An 18,193-nucleotide genomic window follows, 5' to 3' on the forward strand; every position below is an offset into this window, starting at 1 on the left:
GATGATGCATAAGTTTGCTATAGCGTTAATGGCCATTATACTTCTATTCAGTGCCACGGCATGCGATATTGCAGAGATTGAAAACCAGAACTTTGCGACAGCCCTAGGGGTCGACTATCAGGACGGTAAGTATCACCTCTATATTCAAATGCTCGGGCTAGGATCGGTGGCGAAAAGTGAGGGCGGTGAAAAGGCGCCCCCTGAAGTCTATGTGTCAGAGTCGAGCGGAGAAACGTTTATCGATGCCTTTTTTAAAGCTTATGGGACAGCTCAAGAGAGATTTCTATGGGCACATGTCACAGCCATCGTTTTGAGTGAAGCTGCACTGGAAAAAGGGCTGGACAGTGTCTTTGACGGCTTGACACGCTATTATGAATTCCGGCCGACACCGTGGATTTTTGGAACAAAGGAGCCTTTAATCGATATTCTCTCAACCGGCGGGTTTTTTAATCAAACCTCGCTGAATACTATCCTTCATAGTCCCGAGAGCACATATAAACAAAACTCGACCATTAGGCCAATCAAGCTGAACCAATTTGCACGCGAATTTTTTGAACCGGCGTGCACCTCTTACGTTCCATCGCTCACTATCGTTCAAACGCAGTGGAAGAAGAACAAAAAGAATGAGCCAAAGCTCGCATTCAATGGTGCTTTTTTTCTTGCTGATCAAAAGTACAAAGGATATTATTCCTACGATCAGATACGAGGCATCCGATGGCTGACTCCGGAAACGCTACGGGCTCCCTTGCTGTTGCCAAATGAGAAAAAGCCTGAATTTCTTGCTGTACTCGAGGATCAATCTATTAAGGTTCAAACCGAAAAACAGGGCGAAAGTTTTCGCTTCACCATTTTCTACTACGCCAATGGAATTATCAGCAACCGCATTCGGAACAATATAATCAACCCCGATTCAATGGAAGAATACACAAAAAAAGGGGTCATAAAGGAAATCAGGCAATTATATCAGCTGGGCATAGAACACGACATTGACTTTTTAAACCTGGAGCACCAGCTATACAGACACTATCATTCTGATTGGAAAAAGCTTAAGGATCAACAAAACCTGCTCACTGAAGATAGCCTGAAGGCCATTGAAGCATATATTACACTGGAGCATTCAGGATCATTCAAAAACAGGAAAATAACGATAAAGGAATAAAGAGCCACGGGGACAGGTCCCTTGGCCCACTTGGGACAATACCTGCTCCTGGGCTTTTCCTCAGTTCTTCGCCTCAAGTCTGTTCAGCCATTCATCAACCAGCGCATTAAATACATCTTCCTGCTCAATCTGCAAATTATGGCCCGCCATATCGAGAACTGCAAAAGTTGCCCGCGGATAATCCTCTATCAGTTCCCAGGTATCACGGTAGCCTGTAATATGATCCTGCCTTCCTGTGATGATCAGCGCCGGGCTGTCAAGCCTTGCGGATATATCATAGCTAAGTCCGTACCCATTAGTCTGGATTCTCTCAAGGAACTCTGCATTTGCCAGTCTGGAAGGAAGCAAAACTTCTTTCTCGAACCTTTCCCATTCTCCCTCGCCCTGCACGACTCCAACGGAACAGAACTCTTCGGCGTCTTCTGGGGACAGCCTTGAGATTAAGCTGCTGTCCTTTTTTAATACAGCATGCTGAGGCAGGGTCCTGCCTGCAGACTCAGCTATGGCCACCGGCGCCAGCAGCATAAGTCCGCGGACACGATCCTGCCTTGAATAGGCGACCCCTCTCGCCAGATAGCCGCCATAAGAATAGCCGCAGACAGCAAACGGTCCTTCTGGAATGATCTCGTCCAAAAGCTGCAGCACAGCTTCCAGCATATCATCCGAGTTCCGGATCGAAGCGTGCGGCAGAGACTGTCCCATCCCCGGCAGATCAATATAAATTCTCTTCCAGCCGTCCCGCTTTTCGAACAGCGGTTCCATTGCATGCAACATCACTCTATGGTCAAGTGTCCAGCCATGCAGCATGACGATGGGATAGCCTTCTCCTATGGTTTTATGGTAAATGGTCATGTTATTTCCCCCTTGTTTAAAAATGCTCGCTCTCCCCATTCAATCTTTTAACCTCTTTTTCTAAATAATCCAGGCGTTTATGTATTCTATAAATAACCGGCAGATAAGCAATGATTACAATGATGATCCACCCCACAGGCATTTCCCCCTTGCGGCTTATTTTAAGAAAATTGTACCATATTCCACTTCCTGAATTTCACATTTTATGGCCTAATAGACGAAGAGGAAATTTATGTAAAGTAAAAAGGACATTCAGCCATATAGAATCAACGTCCTTTCAAAAGGTATTTATCCTCAGTCTTGCAGATCAATGAGCTTCCTTACAGCATCTACAATCACTTCAGGTTCATCCCGCTGTATATAATGAGCACTGTTTTCAGCGATCACCAGTTCACCACGCGAGGAAATCTCCAGCAGTTCCCGCTGCATATCGTTCCACAATGCCTGTGATTCAGCAGAATAGTGAGCCTTCTTCCCGGCTGACAGGACAATTAGCGGCACGTCTAACCGGCGCCTCGTATCTTTCAGCTGCTGGAGACTCTCCATAAACTCATCATAATTGCCTTCCCTGACGAATTGCTTATTGTAGGCTTCCTGAAAATCCTCCGGCATTGACGGTAGGAATCTTTCCCTGTACTCTTCAGGAGTTGAGTCAACCAGGACCAGCCCGCACACCTCATCAGGAAATTCCGTCGCATACATCCGCATGTTCCCGCCGCCAAATGAGTGGCCCACTAATAGGTAGGGCGGGGCAATCCCGGCTTCAGTGAGCAGCTGTTTTAATTCTTTTACCATCTCGCGGCTGGTTCTCGGGCTGTTGCTTCTTTCGCTTTTTCCGAGCCCTGCCCGGTCATAGGTGAAGACTCTCGATAGCATTGAGAGTTCCTCAAGTACCGGATCCCAGGCCTTTGAATAGTCGCCATAGCCTGCGTCCATAATGATTGTTGGATTTCCGCAGTTTCCGCCCATCAATTTGGCATATAGTTTGCAGCCCTTTATCTCTGCCATTATTTCTTTCATAAAACCCATTCCCCTCGTGTTTCTGAATGATTACCAGGAATCATTTAACAACTAACAGGCGGCTCTTCAACCAGCATGATTTGAGAATGCTATTTTTGAAGATTCTTCTTCATAAGAGATGCAATTTGCAGACCGTCATGCTGACCGGTTTGCTCCAAATGTTTACTGATTAATCCCTGCCGCTCCACGGGATGATTTTGGCTCAATTTAGCCTTTGCTTCAATTCTGGCGATCTTTATTTTAAGAGCAGCAATCCCTTTGCTCATCCCCTTTATGAAATCTTGATCTATGTGCTCCAATTGATATGGGCTTTCCGGACTTTCATATTTGACGGTCAAGTCATTCAGGGTATTGAATATCTCTGATTCATCTTCAATTATCTCCAGTTTTCCGTAAACATGTACAGAGACATAGTTCCAGGTCGGGACAGCCATTTTCGTTTCATACCAGGAGGGTGAAATATAACTGTGAGGGCCTTGAAAAATGGCAAGGACCTGCTGGCCCCCGGCGGTACTCTGATTGTTCGGACGGGCAAAATGTCCATATAAAGCATGCTCAGACTTCTTCAATATCAGGGGAAGATGAGTCGCATATGGTTCCCCGTTGTGCTGGGATATGAGCGTCGCAAAGCTGTAATTATCGATAAAATGACAGATCTCATTTTCATCATCAACCCTGAAATGCTTTGGAACATACATACTAATATCACCTCAATTGTTTATAGAAGCACCTTAACCATGATCAGATCTGTTTGTTCTTCATCGCCCATATAGAATGAATGGACCCCTGTTTGGACAAACCCCATCTTTTGATAAAAAGCAATCGCATTTTCATTCTGTTCCCACACACCCAGCCAGACTTTCTTCTTTCCCTGCTCCTCTGCCATTCCGATCGCTTTGTTCAGCAGATACTTGCCAAGTCCATGCCTCTGGAATGACTTCTTGATATAAATCCGCTCTATTTCAAGCGCTTCCCCGCCCATTTCCTCCGACTGGGCATCCTTCACATTGACCTTCAAGTATCCTGCAATCTCTTCATTGAAAAAAACAAAAAAGAACTGTGAAGACTTATGGGATAACTCTTTTATCAGCTGCTCTAAGTTATATGCCTTCTCCAGATAAGCATTCATATTTTCGGGTGAATTCTGGTCTTTAAAGGTATCACTGAAAGTTTCAATGCTGATCTCCTGCAGCTGGTGTAAATCTTCCAGGGTACATCTTTTCAAATACATCGACATTTTTTAACCGCTCCTTCATTGATCAATAGATTCTCTTGTTTCCTTTTTTCACAGATTCCCAGTCTTTTTCAACATTCTTTCTGACTCTTTTGAGAAAATGGAACATGGCTTCTGCTTCTTCTTCAGTAAATCCTTCTAATGCAACCTTGTTGGAATAATCATTTTCACTCTTGATAAAAGGGTACACACTGCTGCCCTTCTCAGTTGGATTGAGCCTCTTAATTTTCTTATTTTCAGGATCGTCCCTTTTTTCAATAAAGCCATTCATTTCAAGTTTTTTAATGGCACGGGCGGCTGTAGTCCGGTCGACTTTAATCATCTCGGCCAGCTTTTCCTGGATAATCCCGGGATTCTCACAGATCCGCACTACATACAAATACTGCCCTTTGGTAAGGTCATGCTCTTTGAATTCAATATTGCTGATTGAATCCAGGGCTCTTGCAATCATGCCTATTTCTCGAAGAATTTCCGTCATTATTTGCTCCTTAAGCCATATTTAATGTACTGACATGGATTAAATCTAACTTATTTTTGTTGCATTTACAATAAAAATACGATGATATAAATAAAAATAAGCACCGCCAGCGGCAATGCCTGTTTTTCATCCATCTCACCTCCCTGATTCCTTTTCCCATTCATAAAGAATATCCGGCAAATTTTCTTCATTCTCGAAGCCACGGCCGATAATGTTGAATCCATGCTTCTGATAGAAGCGCTGAGCATTCTCATTTACCTCAAAGGTGTAAAGGGTAAGCCGGCCATCTGATTGTTCTTTTGCCCTGCTGAGCAGTTCTGTTCCTATCCCTAAACCCTGATAGTCAGTATGAATATAAAGCTGGCTGATTTCGGTTTTATTATAGGCGACGATGCCGACTACTTTTTCACCCGACAATGCCAGAACGATCTGACACTGGCGTGCTAGGATGTTATTTAAAAAATATATATGGTCCTCAAAACTGTGGATTTCTTTCTGCCCAATTGCCTTCTCCTTGCTGTCCCTCCACATTCTCACGGTCTCTGAGGCATAGCGAGGGTGATACGGGATCATTTTCATTTCGTTTCTCCTGAGAATAATTCTGCAAAAATAAAATGATCATTGGGATTCCAAATATGCAGATAGTCCGCAATGTAGCCGCGCAGCCATAAAGCGCCTTCTATGCTCCTTAGATAAAAGCCCTTCGGGAAACCGTGGTCATCGCTAATCACGGCTGACGCAATGGTGATGGAGCCGGAAGGTGCCTGATGACGCTGTGATGAGTCTGCGGATAACCCTTCAGGCTGATCCTGATACTGCAGCCTCATGTAAGGACCCAGCTCCAGCGGACACAATCCCAGTCCCAGTTCACCCGCTCTTTTAAAAATCCGGTCCAGAGGAGCTCCCTGCTGAAAACCAAGCCCAGCCACCGTCAGTTCAACGGTTTCAATCATGTATGTTTCAGCGGAAGCCGTGAACAGATCCTCAGAAAACAATCTTTCTCCATACTCGTTCATCAGGATAGAGGCTTGCTGCAATCTCTGGAGAAGCTGCTGTTTCGTCATGCCGCCCGCTACTATTGTTCTTTTTACAACAGGGCAATCCGGGTATACTAGGCTGTTAATGGCCAATGTAATCACTCCTAATCTGTGCGTTTATATATTCATATTCAATGCAGCAGGCCTATTTCCTTTTCAATTCTCCTGACAAAAAATAAGACAAGCGCTCAAATGGCGCTTGTCTTGTTTTTACCGGGTACGAAACTTCCTTGAAACATAAATGAGCAGAATGGCGGCAATCAAGAATGGTGCTATTCTCCACTCCCATTCCATATTGATAATCTGGTATACCGAAAAGCCTTCAATCAGGATGGCCGGTATTTTTCCAAGGGTGCTGGCAAGGAAAAACGTGAGAAAATCGGTTTTTCCAATTGAAGCAATGAAAGTGACAAGACCTGAAGGGACAAAAGGAAGAATTCTAAGAGCGAGGATCAGGGAGAATGCTTCCTTGCCGTCGGCTTCCAATAGTTTCTGTACTTTGGGATGGGACAGGCCGCGCATATCCTTTAGCCTTCGAAAGCCTTTTCTGTAGAGGATGAAGGCAACGGCTGCCCCAGCGGCCTCACCTGCAAAAGATACGGCGATTCCTTCCCATAAACCAAATACAGCCAGATTTGCGGCAGTCAGAAAAACACTGGGTACAACTCCAAGCAGGCTGATGATTATGTTGATTATAAGGCTTAGCGCCAAGGCTATATGTGTATATGACTCAAATAAATCAATGATCATTTCCTTCATACTGAATGGGCATTCCTTCCTTATAAGGCTGTTTTGTGAACTTTGTGGCTTTTTTGATGAAAATTACTATAATAGTACAACCGAATGTAAAATATGTTAGTTCCGGAGGGGAAGGTATGGCAGGCTTTAGAGTTTTTATCTTTATATTATTAGGAATTAGCATTTTATTTGCAGCGGCATCCAAAATTCTAAAAGGTTCTGTACAGAAAGACAAGTACCTTAAAGCAGGCTTTTCAGCTTTAATAATAATCAGCATAGCCATTATCATTATCAGTCTGTTTATCGGCGGCTGGAGCGGTATGGGATATGGATTTATTGGAGTTTGTATTTTTATTGGAACTATTTTAACCGGAATTATAAATTGGCTTATGAATTATATTCGTAATCGAAAAAAATAGCCGTATACGTCAGATAGCTTTATTGCAATGGCTAAAAAAGAAAATTTAATACTTAAAACGGCTTATAGAATGAAACAGAGGGACAAAAAATGCCCCTCTGTCCTTTTATTTCTGCTCTGCTTCCCACTTGGCAATTTCCTCACGCACAATCGGCGCGACTTCCTTGCCCAGCAATTCAATGCTTTTCATGACATCTTCATGCGGCATGCTGCCGACTGGCACATGGTGCATGAAGCGGGTAATGCCGACGTTCTTCCGAAGGTCGATGATTTTCTTAGCAACAGTTTCCGGATCTCCTACATACAAGGCGCCTTCAAAGCTCCGCGCAGCGTCAAATGCTGTGCGGTCATAATGCCCCCAGCCCCGTTCCCTGCCAAGGACGTTCATGGCCTGCTGGGTCGGCGGGAAGAATTTGTCCGCTGCCTCTTCATTGCTTTCTGCCACAAATCCGTGAGAATGGGAGGCTACCTGGAGCTTGGAAATGTCATGGCCGGCTTGTGCTGCAGCCCTGTAGTACAGCTGTACGAGCGGGGCAAACTGCACCGGACGGCCTCCAATGATTGCGAGGACAAGCGGCAGTCCCAGAAGTCCGGCGCGGATGACAGAATCACTGCTCCCTCCGCTCCCGATCCAGATTGGCAATGGATCCTGGACCGGGCGCGGATACACACCGAGATTTTCAATTGCCGGACGGTGATTTCCAGCCCAAGTCACTTTTTCAGATTTCTGCAGTGCCAGGAGCAGGCCCAGCTTCTCATCGAAAAGCTCATTATAGTCCTGGAGATCATAACCGAAGAGCGGGAACGATTCAATGAACGACCCTCGACCCGCCATGATCTCAGCCCGGCCGTTCGAGATGCCGTCGAGTGTGGAAAAGTCCTGGAAGACCCGGACTGGATCGGCCGATGACAGGACGGTGACCGCACTTGTCAGGCGGATTTTTTTGGTCTGCGGCGCGGCAGCAGCCAGGAGGACTGCAGGTGAAGAAGCAGCATAGTCCTTCCTGTGGTGCTCGCCGACACCGAAAACGTCCAGCCCAACTTCATCAGCCAGGATAATTTCTTCAACAACCTCGCGCAGCCGCTGTGCATGGCTTGCAGTTTCTCCTGTTTTAACGTCAGGGGTCGTTTCCACAAATGTGCTGATTCCGATTTCCATTTTCATCTCTCCCTGATCGTTTAGTCTCTATCTAATAGTGCAGCACCGGCGATGCCTGGATGTGTCATTTCGTACGGATCCAGGATCAGGTCCAGTTCTTCTTCTGTCAGAACATCATACTGCAGGCAGAGTTCCCTGACAGGGGCGCCGTTCAGGATGGCTTCCCTGGCAATCCGGGCCGCCACTTCATAGCCAATATGAGGATTAACGGCTGTGATAATGCCAACGCTTTTTTCTACATATTGCTTCATCCGGTCCTCATTTGCTTCAATCCCTTTGACACAGTGGTCGGTAAACGACTTGAAAGCATTCGTCATAATGGTGATCGACTGCAGCAGGTTGAAGATCAGCACCGGCTCCATGACATTCAGTTCCAGCTGTCCAGCTTCAGAGGCCAGCGAAATGGTTTGGTCGTTGCCGATTACCTGAAACGCAGTCTGGTTGATCAGCTCCGGCATAACCGGATTAACCTTGCCTGGCATGATGGATGAACCCGGCTGCCTTGCCGGCAGAGAGATTTCCCCGAGTCCAGCTCTAGGGCCGGAAGCCATCAGGCGCAGGTCATTTGCAATTTTAGACATATTGATCATACAGATTTTCAGCGCGCTGGAGACCTCTGTGTATGAATCTGTATTCTGAGTGGCATCGACCAGATGCTCTGCCCCCTTGAACGGCAGGCCGCTGATATCTGCTAAATATTCGACCACTAATTCAATGTAGTGGGGCTGTGCGTTCAAGCCTGTGCCGACTGCTGTCGCTCCCATATTCAATTCATATAAATGCTGCCTTGATTGCTTGATGCGCTTGATATCGCGTTCAATCACGCGGCTGTAGGCTTCAAACTCCTGCCCAAGCCTGATTGGCACAGCATCCTGCAGATGTGTCCGGCCCATCTTGATCACATGGTTGAACTGATCAGCTTTATCCATAAATGCCTTGTGCATATTCTCCATAGAATCAATCAGCTGCTCAAGCACCTTTAAGATTGAAATATGCATGGCAGTCGGGAATGAATCGTTCGTAGACTGTGACATGTTGACATGGGTGTTCGGACTGCAGTATGGATAATCCCCTTTTTCCCTGCCCATGATTTCAAGTGCCCGGTTTGCCAGCACTTCATTCATATTCATATTAAAAGAAGTACCTGCTCCCCCCTGGATCGGGTCGACAATCACTTGATCATGCCAGTTGCCGGCAAGCATTTCATCTGCCGCCTGGACAACCGCGTCGCCAATGCCTGAGTAAAGAGCCTTGACCTCCACATTCGCCATTGCAGCTGCCTTCTTTACCATTGCCATCGCTTTGATCAGTTCAGGATGGATTCGGTAGCCGGTAATCGGAAAATTCTCTACCGCCCTCAGTGTCTGAATCCCATAGTACGCATGTGCAGGGACTTCTTTCGACCCCAGAAAGTCCTTCTCTATTCGAAAACCGTTTGTCTTGACTGACATCGTTGCCTCATTCCTCTTCTTTTCGCTATTTGTTTTTGATGTTATATCTTATTGCTAATCCCACTCTATTGTAAATGACTTCGGTCCAATATTCACCTTAAATTATCTGTTTTAGGATTGCCCAAATGCAGGAGGAACATTAATATGATTACCTTTGGAATCTTCTTCTATGGGAAGCCCTCCACTGACCTTTATCCTGCGGGATATCTCCCTTCCTTTTTTAGGAGAGCCCTCTGGTACAGATAGATGTGTTTTACTTTTTGTCTCCTACGACAAAAAAAAAGCACACCATTGTGTACTTTTTCGCCTGTTTTTAATTATGAACTGCCACAATGTTTATTCTGGATAGCTGTCCCTTAACCGGCAAAGCGGTAATAAATCAGGATAAACGCCGCCAGTACAAAGAGAAAGTTAAGGAATACGAATACAAATTGATCGGTTCTGGTTTTGTGCAGCTTGATAGGCGGGTTGTAGAATGAGATCCCCTCAATGATGAAGATGATCAGGATAATATGGATCATGAAGTGGCCGATTACTTCTGTCATTCCAAAAAGCATCGTTGTTGTAATGAAAATGACTGTGACGACAAATCCGACCACACGGTTCAATATGCCCACAACCAGTAAATAGCCCACGATAAACTCAATGAATGCAGCCATTACAATGAAGGCTGCCGGTGCGAAGCCGAATGTCGGCACTCCATGATTGGCCACAATATCAAGAGACATGCTTGGATACACCCATTTTTCAACCGCTACCCAGCAAAGAGATAAACCTGTGCCTAAATAAAGCAGCGGGAAACCTGCCTTCTCAAGGCGTGTGCTGCCTACCAGAAGCACGCCGATGATGGCTGCATAATACCCATAATCAAGCATATGGAAAATGCCATTATGCATGGTGACAAATGCAAACAGCCCGAGCAGCAGGATGGCCGCAACCTTTGTTGAGATATGATGGGGAATGAGCAGGAATCCGATTGCCGCCCAAGCCGCTGCAACAGCCGGCGTCCCTTCAAGATGGAATTCTGGTGCAAATAAGCTCCCGTTCGTGACTTGGATCATTAAAGCTATTGCCGTTCCATATTTCAAAATATATCGGCTGTATTTTCTGAATTGAGAGAGCCAGTCATCCAATCTCTTGACCGGTGCCCATTCGGTTGTTTTAGGAATGGCCAATGTCAGCAATCCAAGTATCACCGCAGCGGTTAATGCCAAGCCCATAAATAATGGTGATAATATATTTTCAATAGTTTCTTTCTGAGGAATAACATTTGTGAACCATTTCACATGAGCGTCTGTAAAAAAAGGCGTCATGACTATACCTGTAATAAGCAGTAGCTGGAATAATTTTTTCATGCTTGCTTCCTCCTTGTTTTATCTATAAACCATATGATTACAGTAATAATATATAACATTATAGGATCAATGGACGGATAATTCATGAACATTATGTGAAGTTTTTCACATAATAATTCTAATTCCCTGCCTTCTCCCTTTATTTTAAAAAACGTAAAAAACTTGTTCCACGTGAAACATTATCAGAAACTTTAGAGTAATCACCCTCGTACGACCATTCAGGCAAGCTCACGATATGCTATACTTGATAAAAAAATGGGTATGAGAGAAGGAATGTTTTATGGAAAAGCTGAATCCTAAAGCCAATACTAAACCCAATATGGATCCAGCCAAACAGTATTTATTTATCGCAGGGATCATTCTGGTTGCGTTTAACCTAAGGCCAGCCATCACGTCTTTAGGACCGCTGGTGGGAATCATCCAGGATGATGTCGGCCTGGCGCACTGGAGTGCAGGACTGCTGATGAGTCTGCCTCTCCTGGTATTTGCATTCATGTCTCCCCTGGTGCCAAAAATTGCTTCGCTCCTGACGAATGAACGGACACTTCTTATTGGCCTGCTTTCCCTATTCACCGGCATAGCCATCCGCTCGATTCCGATGGCCTTTTTTCTTTTTGCCGGAACTTTCCTGGCCGGATTGGGCATCGCTATCGGCAATGTTCTTCTGCCTGCTGTTGTAAAGGAGAAGTTTCCGAATAAATTTGGACTGATGACAAGCGTGTATTCAACATCCATGGGATTGATCGCTTCGCTCGCGTCAGGAATCAGCGTTCCCCTGGCAGTCGATGCCGACCTTGGATGGCAAGGCGCTCAAGGGGTTTGGGCCATCCCGGTAATTGCTGCGTTCACTGTGTGGCTTTTCCTTTTCAGGTCCCAAAAAAGCAGCCCCGGCAATATTATGCTGAATCCCGGAACAGCTTCAGGACGGATATGGCGGACACCTCTTGCCTGGCAGCTTGCGCTTTTCATGGGATTTCAGTCTTCCCTATTTTATGTCACGATCTCCTGGCTGCCGGAAATCCTGCATAGCCATGGCATCAGCATCGCGACAGCAGGGTGGCTCCTATCCTTCACACAGCTGGTAGGTCTGCCGGCCAGCTTTTTCATCCCTGTCCTTGCAGGGAAATATCAATCACAGATCTGGATTGCCTTTGCACTCAGCCTTTGTGCGGTCGCCGGCTACAGCGGCCTGCTGTACGGCGCCTCCTACCCTGTCTTGATCATCAGTATCATCCTGATTGGAATCGCACTTGGCGGCAGCTTCCCTCTCGCCCTCAGCTATATTGGACTTCGTGCCAGAAATGGCAGGCAGGCAGCTGAGTTATCAGGTATGGCCCAATCGACCGGCTATATCCTTGCCTCCATCGGACCGCTGTTCATCGGGTATTTATTTGATCTGACACATTCATGGACTCTGCCGCTCATTATGCTGATCGGAATTTCAGCCATTGTAATGGTGTTTGGGATGCTTTCCGGACGGAATCGGTTTGTATCGTAAGAAATTTTGGAAAAAGTAATGGAGGATGATTTCAACTTCCTTATAGAAATAAAAAATTTTATTATACATACATCTGGAGATTGAGGGGGCACATATGGATAGTTTAATTGTAGACTTGTATAAAAACTGTAAAGCAAATAATGGGGGGCATATTTGCTACCTCTACAATAATGAAGAAAACTATATTACCAATGCAGTTTCTTTTATTGTGGCAGGCATAAAAAACGGTGATAATATTCTTCTGCTTGAAAATGATCGGCATATACGCCAAATCAAAACCAGGCTCGAAAAGGAATTAACCACAGAAGAATTATCTTACCTGCAGGTTATAAATAATTTCGATTTTTACTATACCCATGGTAATTTCCATCCGCAGACAGTTGTCGATCAATTTATAAAAAACACTGAAACCCAACTGCAAAAAAGGGCCTCAATCAGTACCTGGGGATTTATTGAATGGCGGGAAGACCAGGAAATCTGCAACAGCATAGCAAAATATGAGCAAGAACTTCATAAACACCTAGATGGAAAAGGAATCGTATCTGTTTGTGTTTATAATGCGGATCGAGTAACCGATTCTTTTCAGCAAGTGCTGCAGGATTGCCATGGTATAGTCATGAATGAGAAAGAAGTTATACATGTGTCTCAATAAGCAATAAGGTTACCAACTTAAGATTAACTCGCTTCCCCGGTATGCAGGAAGCGAGTTTTTTTGAACCCTCCCATCTTATTTACAATAAACGTGCTGGTTTAAGGGAAGGCCTTAATGCTTTGCCCACCGGTATGTTCAATATGCTTTCATGGTGGAATATATGGGTGAAATTTCGGGAAGGTGCCTCAGAATAACAGATTAAAATTTTCTGACAATAACAGTTGTGTCCCCCTCCTCTTATAAGTAAGATGGAGATAGAGATGCAAGGAAAGGAGAATCAAGATTCTGCATGTGGCTGACACTGTAATGACTGGCAATGAACATAAATAAATATAGTCTCATTTCCTTTTTAGTGGGGAGTATGTCCATTTATTCTTATGATCATCATTTCAGGGGAGCTTGGTGTGGAGTCAAGAACTTTCCATCGGCCATGCAGACACCGTCACAGAGGTCTGCTTTTATTTTCGGGGAATTAGCATTTCTATTGCCCGCAGCCAAACGTCCCTAATAATTGGGGGTAAAAACTATGAGTCATTCTCAAAGAAAAATCGCTCTGGTTACAGGTGCGAGCAGTGAAAATGAAATTGGTACAGCAATTTGCCGCAAGCTGGCTTCACAGGATATAGATATATTTTTTACACACTGGCATTCTGATGCTGAGTGGATTGAACAATTTCAGCAGGATATTGCTGATATTGGTGTACGCTGCGAGGCACTAAAGGTGGATCTGACAGATGCAAATGCGGCATTGGCCATCTATGAAGAAGCTGCAGGCCGACTGGGCTCTCCGTCCATCTTGGTTAACAATGCCGCTCATTCTGTTAATAATGATTATAAATCGTTAGATGCAAGCACACTTGACCTTCATTACGCGGTCAATATGAGGTCCACCTTTCTTCTGTGTGCTGAGTTTGCCCGCCGGTTTAAAGACTCAGGTTCACCGTCTGGCCGCATTATCAACATGACATCCGGTCAGGATATAGCCCCAATGCCAGGGGAACTGGCTTATGCAGCGACCAAAGGCGCCATTTCTGCTTTTACGAGATCATTAGCACAGGAGCTTGCACCGCTTCGGATTACCGTTAATGCTATCAATCCAGGTCCAACCGATTCGACGTGGATGACAGACGGTATCAGAAATCACCTCCTGCCTAAATTTCCAATGGGCCGGATTGGCACACCGGATGATACTGCACGTCTTGCTGCCTTCCTGGCAAGCGAAGATGCTGAATGGATCACCGGCCAGATTATCCATTCGGAAGGCGGGTTTATGAGGGGATGATCCTGCAGCTCAAAAAAGGTGCCTGCCCCCCCTGTTCCGGGCAATGGCACCTCTTTTTTATCAATCCTTCGCCAAGTCCCTGCGATTTGCTGCCAATGGCGGCTGCTCCATCCATTCATTTTCAATCATCAGATTTACTCCATCCTCAGATAGCTTGAGGACCTCTCCAGTAAACCGCTCATAATCAATAACCAGATCGCTTCTATTGCTCTCTGAAATGGCTATTCCATAGTTGCCGATTCCGGCATAAATCCTCAGGCCAAAGTGGAACATCATTAATTTATCTGAAAATGGCGACTCGGTTGATTCGGTTACTTCCTGGTCAAAGCCCATGGGGACAGGCAATGAACACATCTCCAAGTAGCGGCTCAGAACCTTTATATGTTTCCGGGAAACTTCCTTTCCTCTTAATATATATTTCCGGACCTTATCTGATTTGGCTACCTGGCTGAAGGCTGAAGCCATACTGATTCCTAAATGATTCGTCTGAATATTTGCATGAAGATTCGTCACCTCTGACCCGGTGAGGGATTCCCTCCTCCCCAGCCCTTCCAGAATAAAGGACTGCTTATGAACAAACTCCGTTTTTTCCGGATATGGAATGCTTGGCGGGCGCACACTCAGTCCCTTTTCCAATAACAGCTCATTGGCCTCGGTCTTTAATTCGATTGTTGAGGTTAAGCACTTGGAATAGAATGAATGAATATCAGACCGCCATGTATTCTGCAGCACCCGGCCATAAGTGGCAAGACCGCCCTTTGCCATATTGTGTATATAGCGCAAATAAAAAACGTCGGAAAACAATCGCTTCGCCTCTAAATTCACATCTTCCTCCGTAAATCCCTGCGGAATCCGGATGCCTTCTTCTGTAAAGATCTCTTCTATGATCTCCACATGCTGCTGTGATAAGTCTAAAGCATGGGATGCGAGGTTCTGGATGTCTTCATCTTCAATATGCTGGAGAAAATAATTTAATATACAAACCGCCATACTGTCTGCCATGTAAGAAGCCCATAAATAACTCAATTCTGCGGCGGTCAGCTTTAAATGATTGTGATGAGTCTCCATGCCTTTTCCTCCTATTCAAGTCCACTAATATTTATTATCTCCTGAATAAAGAGAAATATGTTTGAACACATACCTAAGGGCTAAAGGGGAAAAGTTCCCTTTTAATAGCATACCCTTCCCAAGTATAAAAGACTTGGAGCCAGACACCATCCCACCTTGAAAGTCATATGCTACTAACGTATTCTGCCTTTTAGGAGCGATGTTCTTGTACTCTCATAATCCTTATTCACACCGTTTCTTCAACGGCCATAGGCATGATGTTAGATATCCATACCCTCATCATGCTGCCAGGCAAAAGTCTTTTTCCAAAGAGGAAGCCGCCGCAATCGCTTTGCTGCTGGGAATCAATTTTCAAACAAGCCGATTCGATTTGAATGAGTTTTGGCTAGGGGTGAATACAGAGCTCGAACACGGAAAAATCTCAAGCCAAACGAATGTGACAGGCGACGACCCACTCATCACGGGAAAAATTGCCCTCGCCCACCTTAACGAGTTTCCAGATTACTACAAACGGTTAAAGGTGCTGGAGAAAGAAGCAAAGGCTTATTGGAATAAATGAGGTGCCTTTTCCCAAAGGGATAAGGCACTTTCTTTAGGAATCCTGAGACAGAGAGACAGGTTTCTTCACTCTTTTCTTCTATACACAGCTAAAAGAAGAATAAACACTGTGCCAGCCGCAAAGCCTGCTAAGACACTCAGTGGAAATTCCCTTTTTATAAGACATACAATGAGCCTCCAAGCAAAGCCCCCACTAAAATGAATACCAATCGCAAAGAGATATTTTTCACAATGAATCCCCCTTTATATAAAAAAATGCCTGACTCCATCTGCACAGCGTGTATGCGTTTAGAGTCAGGCACCTTTTTCTAATGCTTATTCAACAATCCAGTCAACAATCCTTTACCCAAAACACCTTTCCTGGCAGCTCTTCCTTCATTCTTCCACCAGTAGGCCCTTTCCGGATTCTTAAGGGCTTCCTTCACCTCGCTCTGGCGTTCAACAACCGGTGCTGAGCCGCGAAGCGAACGGCCTGCTGTCTCTCTTACAAACAGAGTGACGATGATGATGCCGAACAGGCACATGCCCATCAGGTAATAAGCGGGCACCATATTATTGCCGGTTACGCTCACCAGCCATGCAACCAGCAGCGGTGTCGTGCCTCCGAACAGGGACGTTGCTGTATTATATGTAATCGCCAGTGCCCCGTAGCGCACTTTTGTATAAAACAGCGATGGCAGCGTTGCAGGCAATGATCCCTGCATAGTCGTCAGCAGCATGCCGAGGATCAGCAATCCGAAGAACGCACCATATGTGCTGCCGGAACGGACAAGCATGAAAGCAGGGATGCTCAGGACAACCGCGCCAATCAGGCCGGCTTTCAGGATGCGGTTCCGTCCGAATTTGTCGCTCAAATGCCCCATTGCCAATACCATCGGGATCATGACGATCATCACAAGAACAAGCATCAGGAGCCCTTTCCCTTCACTGTACCCGAGCTCTTCTGACATATAAGACGGCATATAAGTCAGAACGGTATAACTCATGACATTGTAGAAAATAACAATCGCCGTACAAGTCAATAATGCTCTCCAATGTCCGGCAAAAATCTCTTTTAGCGTGACACTTTCATTCTTTTTCTCTTCAATCGATTCATTCATCGCCTCAAAAGCCGGCGTTTCACCTAAATGATTACGGAAATAGAAGCCGATGATTCCAAGCGGAGCGGCAATGAAGAACGGAATTCTCCAGCCCCATGCCGTCATCGCCTCGCTGCCAAGCATAAAGGTCAGCAGCGTAACAAGGCCGGCGCCGGCAATAAAGCCGACCAGTGTCCCAACCTCAAGGCCGCTGGCCATGAAGCTGCGTTTTTTATCAGGAGTTGTTTCGGTTATGTAGGTCATAGCTCCGGCATATTCCCCGCCGGTTGAAAAACCTTGCACAAGCCTTGCTGATAATAGTAAAATTTGAGCTGTAATCCCAATCGCTGCAAAGCCCGGGATCAAGCCGATGCTGAGCGTGGAAGCCGCCATCAGGATCATCGTAATGGCCAGCACATTCTTCCTGCCTATCCGGTCACCAAGCATCCCGAAGAACATACCGCCGAGCGGACGAGCAATAAATGCCACCGCAAACGTGGCAAACGCGTATATTAATTGAAAAGATGGGTCAATCTCCGGAAAAAACACCCTGCCCATCGTAACTGCCAAAAATGAATAAATACCAAAATCAAACCACTCCATCGCATTCCCGATGGATGTCCCCATCATGGACTTCTTCGCCATCGAACTGTCAACAACAGTAATATCTTTTGCTTCTAGAGTCTCTTGCTGTTCCTTCACATTTCCCCCTCCTACATACTATCTAACTAACTAGCTTAGTAGGTTTTTCCCTTTATTTGGGGCTTAAAACATAATAGATATCAGAAGAAAGTTTTGGCTGTCAGGAAGGGAGAAACTTTCTTTGAAGAAAAAGAAAAAAGCTGCCTGACCGGCAGCCGCAGTAACCAAATAATAGAAGATTTTTATAGCTTTATTACTACCTCAGTTCCATCCTTCAATTTCGTTTCAACAAGGGTCAATCCGCGATGCTGGGAAATACCTTGCAGGAGCGGCTTTAGATCTTTTCTATCAATTTCAGGGAAGATGAACTTGCTTCCATCTTTCTCAATTGCGTTATTTATGAAGCGATTAATCTTTTTGGAGGTAACAATCAGCCCAGCTAAATTCAAAACTGCATAGGGAACAGGAATGAACAAGCGTTTATCCTTTGCTTTCACCTTGATCTTTAACATA

At 45.3% G+C, this 18,193-nt stretch carries 20 protein-coding genes; 6 read left to right on the plus strand and 14 right to left on the minus strand.

What is annotated here, in order from left to right; genetic code table 11:
• The first annotated feature begins 1 nt into the window (after nucleotide 1).
• The gene (locus tag ACQCVH_RS08175; protein ID WP_426835237.1) at nucleotides 2-1,159 is read left to right on the plus strand and encodes a Ger(x)C family spore germination protein; all 1,158 of its coding nucleotides are present in this window, start codon (nucleotides 2-4) and stop codon (nucleotides 1,157-1,159) included.
• 60 nt (nucleotides 1,160-1,219) lie between these two features.
• On the opposite strand, the gene ACQCVH_RS08180 is transcribed toward ACQCVH_RS08175, so the two are convergent.
• From ACQCVH_RS08180 to ACQCVH_RS08215, 8 genes are all read right to left on the minus strand, one after another.
• Nucleotides 1,220-2,011 (minus strand): alpha/beta fold hydrolase, encoded by a 792-nt coding sequence (locus ACQCVH_RS08180; protein ID WP_426835238.1) that lies wholly within the window; start codon nucleotides 2,009-2,011, stop codon nucleotides 1,220-1,222.
• Between the two features lie 294 nt (nucleotides 2,012-2,305).
• Nucleotides 2,306-3,040, minus strand: coding sequence for an alpha/beta fold hydrolase (locus ACQCVH_RS08185; protein ID WP_426835239.1), 735 nt, complete (start codon nucleotides 3,038-3,040; stop codon nucleotides 2,306-2,308).
• A gap of 80 nt (nucleotides 3,041-3,120) precedes the next feature.
• Nucleotides 3,121-3,729, minus strand: coding sequence for an FMN-binding negative transcriptional regulator (locus ACQCVH_RS08190; RefSeq protein ID WP_426835240.1), 609 nt, complete (start codon nucleotides 3,727-3,729; stop codon nucleotides 3,121-3,123).
• A gap of 20 nt (nucleotides 3,730-3,749) precedes the next feature.
• Nucleotides 3,750-4,268, minus strand: a complete 519-nt coding sequence (gene paiA, locus ACQCVH_RS08195) for a spermidine/spermine N(1)-acetyltransferase (protein ID WP_426835241.1) — start codon at nucleotides 4,266-4,268, stop codon at nucleotides 3,750-3,752.
• 22 nt (nucleotides 4,269-4,290) lie between these two features.
• On the minus strand, nucleotides 4,291-4,743 hold the full coding sequence (locus tag ACQCVH_RS08200) for a MarR family winged helix-turn-helix transcriptional regulator (RefSeq protein WP_426835242.1): 453 nt from the start codon (nucleotides 4,741-4,743) through the stop codon (nucleotides 4,291-4,293).
• A 135-nt stretch (nucleotides 4,744-4,878) separates the two neighbouring features.
• Nucleotides 4,879-5,322, minus strand: coding sequence for a GNAT family N-acetyltransferase (locus ACQCVH_RS08205; RefSeq protein WP_426835243.1), 444 nt, complete (start codon nucleotides 5,320-5,322; stop codon nucleotides 4,879-4,881).
• Nucleotides 5,319-5,807: a helicase gene (locus ACQCVH_RS08210; RefSeq protein ID WP_426835423.1), complete on the minus strand. Its 489-nt coding sequence runs from the start codon at nucleotides 5,805-5,807 to the stop codon at nucleotides 5,319-5,321. Before ACQCVH_RS08210 ends, ACQCVH_RS08205 begins: the two co-directional genes overlap by 4 nt.
• Before the next feature lie 183 nt (nucleotides 5,808-5,990).
• The gene (locus ACQCVH_RS08215; protein WP_426835244.1) at nucleotides 5,991-6,539 is read right to left on the minus strand and encodes a TVP38/TMEM64 family protein; all 549 of its coding nucleotides are present in this window, start codon (nucleotides 6,537-6,539) and stop codon (nucleotides 5,991-5,993) included.
• Between the two features lie 116 nt (nucleotides 6,540-6,655).
• On the opposite strand from ACQCVH_RS08215, the gene ACQCVH_RS08220 reads away from it, so the two are divergent.
• A complete protein-coding gene (locus ACQCVH_RS08220; RefSeq protein ID WP_426835245.1) occupies nucleotides 6,656-6,937 on the plus strand; it encodes a YesK-like family protein in 282 nt (93 codons plus the stop codon).
• A gap of 105 nt (nucleotides 6,938-7,042) precedes the next feature.
• Here the strand turns inward: ACQCVH_RS08220 and ACQCVH_RS08225 are convergent, their stop codons facing one another.
• The 3 genes from ACQCVH_RS08225 to ACQCVH_RS08235 form a co-directional block, all read right to left on the minus strand.
• Nucleotides 7,043-8,095 (minus strand): LLM class flavin-dependent oxidoreductase, encoded by a 1,053-nt coding sequence (locus tag ACQCVH_RS08225; RefSeq protein WP_426835246.1) that lies wholly within the window; start codon nucleotides 8,093-8,095, stop codon nucleotides 7,043-7,045.
• A 20-nt stretch (nucleotides 8,096-8,115) separates the two neighbouring features.
• Nucleotides 8,116-9,546 carry an aspartate ammonia-lyase gene (gene aspA / locus ACQCVH_RS08230; protein WP_426835247.1) on the minus strand — a complete coding sequence of 477 codons (1,431 nt, stop codon included), beginning with the start codon at nucleotides 9,544-9,546 and terminating at the stop codon, nucleotides 8,116-8,118.
• A 356-nt stretch (nucleotides 9,547-9,902) separates the two neighbouring features.
• A complete protein-coding gene (locus ACQCVH_RS08235) occupies nucleotides 9,903-10,901 on the minus strand; it encodes a hypothetical protein (protein ID WP_426835248.1) in 999 nt (332 codons plus the stop codon).
• Between the two features lie 280 nt (nucleotides 10,902-11,181).
• Between ACQCVH_RS08235 and ACQCVH_RS08240 the strand changes: the two genes are divergently transcribed.
• From ACQCVH_RS08240 to ACQCVH_RS08250, 3 genes are all read left to right on the plus strand, one after another.
• Nucleotides 11,182-12,399, plus strand: a complete 1,218-nt coding sequence (locus tag ACQCVH_RS08240) for a CynX/NimT family MFS transporter (RefSeq protein WP_426835249.1) — start codon at nucleotides 11,182-11,184, stop codon at nucleotides 12,397-12,399.
• Nucleotides 12,400-12,493: 94 nt separating this feature from the next.
• On the plus strand, nucleotides 12,494-13,051 hold the full coding sequence (locus ACQCVH_RS08245; protein ID WP_426835250.1) for an MEDS domain-containing protein: 558 nt from the start codon (nucleotides 12,494-12,496) through the stop codon (nucleotides 13,049-13,051).
• A gap of 526 nt (nucleotides 13,052-13,577) precedes the next feature.
• Entirely contained in the window at nucleotides 13,578-14,333 is a 756-nt protein-coding gene (locus ACQCVH_RS08250) for an SDR family oxidoreductase (protein ID WP_426835251.1), read from the plus strand.
• A gap of 60 nt (nucleotides 14,334-14,393) precedes the next feature.
• On the opposite strand, the gene ACQCVH_RS08255 is transcribed toward ACQCVH_RS08250, so the two are convergent.
• The gene (locus ACQCVH_RS08255) at nucleotides 14,394-15,401 is read right to left on the minus strand and encodes a DUF3231 family protein (RefSeq protein WP_426835252.1); all 1,008 of its coding nucleotides are present in this window, start codon (nucleotides 15,399-15,401) and stop codon (nucleotides 14,394-14,396) included.
• A gap of 199 nt (nucleotides 15,402-15,600) precedes the next feature.
• Here ACQCVH_RS08255 and ACQCVH_RS08260 point away from each other — a divergent pair, with 199 nt between their 5' ends.
• Entirely contained in the window at nucleotides 15,601-15,960 is a 360-nt protein-coding gene (locus ACQCVH_RS08260; RefSeq protein WP_426835253.1) for a DUF5661 family protein, read from the plus strand.
• Nucleotides 15,961-16,267: 307 nt separating this feature from the next.
• Here the strand turns inward: ACQCVH_RS08260 and ACQCVH_RS08265 are convergent, their stop codons facing one another.
• Together ACQCVH_RS08265 and ACQCVH_RS08270 are read right to left on the minus strand one after the other, a co-directional pair.
• Complete coding sequence (locus ACQCVH_RS08265) at nucleotides 16,268-17,683, minus strand: MFS transporter (protein WP_426835424.1); 1,416 nt, start codon at nucleotides 17,681-17,683, stop codon at nucleotides 16,268-16,270.
• 239 nt (nucleotides 17,684-17,922) lie between these two features.
• On the minus strand, nucleotides 17,923-18,192 hold the full coding sequence (locus ACQCVH_RS08270) for a hypothetical protein (protein ID WP_426835254.1): 270 nt from the start codon (nucleotides 18,190-18,192) through the stop codon (nucleotides 17,923-17,925).
• Nucleotide 18,193: the final 1 nt, after the last annotated feature.

Source organism: Bacillus infantis (genome assembly GCF_050107595.1).
Taxonomy (GTDB): Bacteria; Bacillota; Bacilli; order Bacillales; family Cytobacillaceae; genus Bacillus_AB; species Bacillus_AB infantis_C.

Bases quoted from the DNA above. Each gene is read 5' to 3' on its own strand.
- ACQCVH_RS08225 (WP_426835246.1), bottom strand. From the start codon at position 8,095: ATGGAAATCGGAATCAGCACATTTGTGGAAACGACCCCTGACGTTAAA.
- ACQCVH_RS08175 (WP_426835237.1), top strand. From the start codon at position 2: ATGATGCATAAGTTTGCTATAGCGTTAATGGCCATTATACTTCTATTC.
- aspA (WP_426835247.1), bottom strand. From the start codon at position 9,546: ATGTCAGTCAAGACAAACGGTTTTCGAATAGAGAAGGACTTTCTGGGG.
- ACQCVH_RS08180 (WP_426835238.1), bottom strand. From the start codon at position 2,011: ATGACCATTTACCATAAAACCATAGGAGAAGGCTATCCCATCGTCATG.
- ACQCVH_RS08270 (WP_426835254.1), bottom strand. From the start codon at position 18,192: ATGTTAAAGATCAAGGTGAAAGCAAAGGATAAACGCTTGTTCATTCCT.
- ACQCVH_RS08210 (WP_426835423.1), bottom strand. From the start codon at position 5,807: ATGACGAAACAGCAGCTTCTCCAGAGATTGCAGCAAGCCTCTATCCTG.
- ACQCVH_RS08200 (WP_426835242.1), bottom strand. From the start codon at position 4,743: ATGACGGAAATTCTTCGAGAAATAGGCATGATTGCAAGAGCCCTGGAT.
- ACQCVH_RS08220 (WP_426835245.1), top strand. From the start codon at position 6,656: ATGGCAGGCTTTAGAGTTTTTATCTTTATATTATTAGGAATTAGCATT.
- ACQCVH_RS08250 (WP_426835251.1), top strand. From the start codon at position 13,578: ATGAGTCATTCTCAAAGAAAAATCGCTCTGGTTACAGGTGCGAGCAGT.
- ACQCVH_RS08265 (WP_426835424.1), bottom strand. From the start codon at position 17,683: ATGGCGAAGAAGTCCATGATGGGGACATCCATCGGGAATGCGATGGAG.
- ACQCVH_RS08255 (WP_426835252.1), bottom strand. From the start codon at position 15,401: ATGGAGACTCATCACAATCATTTAAAGCTGACCGCCGCAGAATTGAGT.
- paiA (WP_426835241.1), bottom strand. From the start codon at position 4,268: ATGTCGATGTATTTGAAAAGATGTACCCTGGAAGATTTACACCAGCTG.
- ACQCVH_RS08215 (WP_426835244.1), bottom strand. From the start codon at position 6,539: ATGAAGGAAATGATCATTGATTTATTTGAGTCATATACACATATAGCC.
- ACQCVH_RS08260 (WP_426835253.1), top strand. From the start codon at position 15,601: ATGTTCTTGTACTCTCATAATCCTTATTCACACCGTTTCTTCAACGGC.
- ACQCVH_RS08185 (WP_426835239.1), bottom strand. From the start codon at position 3,040: ATGGGTTTTATGAAAGAAATAATGGCAGAGATAAAGGGCTGCAAACTA.
- ACQCVH_RS08240 (WP_426835249.1), top strand. From the start codon at position 11,182: ATGGAAAAGCTGAATCCTAAAGCCAATACTAAACCCAATATGGATCCA.
- ACQCVH_RS08245 (WP_426835250.1), top strand. From the start codon at position 12,494: ATGGATAGTTTAATTGTAGACTTGTATAAAAACTGTAAAGCAAATAAT.
- ACQCVH_RS08235 (WP_426835248.1), bottom strand. From the start codon at position 10,901: ATGAAAAAATTATTCCAGCTACTGCTTATTACAGGTATAGTCATGACG.
- ACQCVH_RS08190 (WP_426835240.1), bottom strand. From the start codon at position 3,729: ATGTATGTTCCAAAGCATTTCAGGGTTGATGATGAAAATGAGATCTGT.
- ACQCVH_RS08205 (WP_426835243.1), bottom strand. From the start codon at position 5,322: ATGAAAATGATCCCGTATCACCCTCGCTATGCCTCAGAGACCGTGAGA.